Origin of the sequence: uncultured Campylobacter sp., assembly GCF_938018035.1 — a bacterium.
GTDB lineage: Bacteria > Campylobacterota > Campylobacteria > Campylobacterales > Campylobacteraceae > Campylobacter_B.
Map to the genome: position 1 here is coordinate 1 of NZ_CALIJF010000188.1, position 1,028 is coordinate 1,028.

Genomic DNA, 1,028 nt, shown 5'->3' on the forward strand with positions numbered 1-1,028 from the left:
CTCTTGAGCTGAAATTTCGTTTAGATGCGAACCCGGATGAAAGTTCAAAAGCCTGAGCCCGAGCGCCTCGCAGCGGCGGATCTCGTCCACGAAGGCGTTTAGGGACTTTTCGCGCTCCGCCTCGCGCGGATGGCCCAAATTTATGAGGTAGCTATCGTGCACCAAGACATGCTCTGCGCGGATGCCGCTTTGCCTCAGCGCGTCCTTAAATGCGGCGATCTCCTCCGCGCTAAGCGGCGGCGCGTCCCATCTACGCTGATTTTTGACAAACATCGCAAACGCGTCCGCCCCGATCTTTGCGGCGTTTAGCGGCGCGTTAAAAACCCCGCCGCTAGCGCTCACGTGCGCTCCGATCCGCTTCATCCTACCTCCTAAATTTTATTTTACGCCGCGTGCGGCAAAATTTTATAAACCCGAGCCGCACGCGGATTTTTTAAATTTAAATGCGCGCTTTTTCTTTCGCACATACGCACTGTTTGATAAATTTCGCCGCAAAGAGTCGGCGTAGAGTGTTAATAAAACCGCGCCGTTTTGCGCAGCTTAGGCAGCCACCCCGCCGAGTAATGGAATTTTGACCGCTCGCGCCGTGTTTTGGGCGGCTACTATAGCGCATTATTCCCGCGCGCTTACAAACGCCTGCTGCGCGAAATTTTACTCGTTCGCGATTTACTCGCGCCGCCCGCGGAATCGCATCTCACGCGCCACAAACATTGATCGCACGAGATTTTACTGCAGCTCGCGGATTTTGATCTTTACGCCGCGTTTTGCGTCGGCGAAGCTTATGGATCTTCCGCCGCCGTCCTTGCCACGGCAAACCTTATAATCGATAGAGCCAGCTTGCAGGCTTTGCGCGAGGCAACGGCGCTCGTCCGTGTCGCTGCCGCCAAAGATCGGCTTGCCGTCTAGGATTTCGCCCAGAAGCCCGCGGTAGTGCTCGGCGCCGAAGAATTTTTTATTGAAAACGAGCTCGTCATCGCACGCGCCGTTCATGCAAATTTTATCGCCTTTTAAAACCAGGCTCAGCACGC

1 protein-coding gene and 1 pseudogene are annotated in these 1,028 nt (G+C 55.1%); both read right to left on the minus strand.

Going from position 1 to position 1,028, the window contains the following annotated elements; genetic code table 11:
• Window positions 1–363, minus strand: a 363-nt coding sequence (locus Q0257_RS05685; protein WP_298022694.1) for a TIM barrel protein, incomplete at its 3' end; no start/stop codon positions are given.
• A 363-nt stretch (window positions 364–726) separates the two neighbouring features.
• A pseudogene (locus Q0257_RS05690) lies at window positions 727–1,028 on the minus strand (hypothetical protein); the annotation flags it as partial.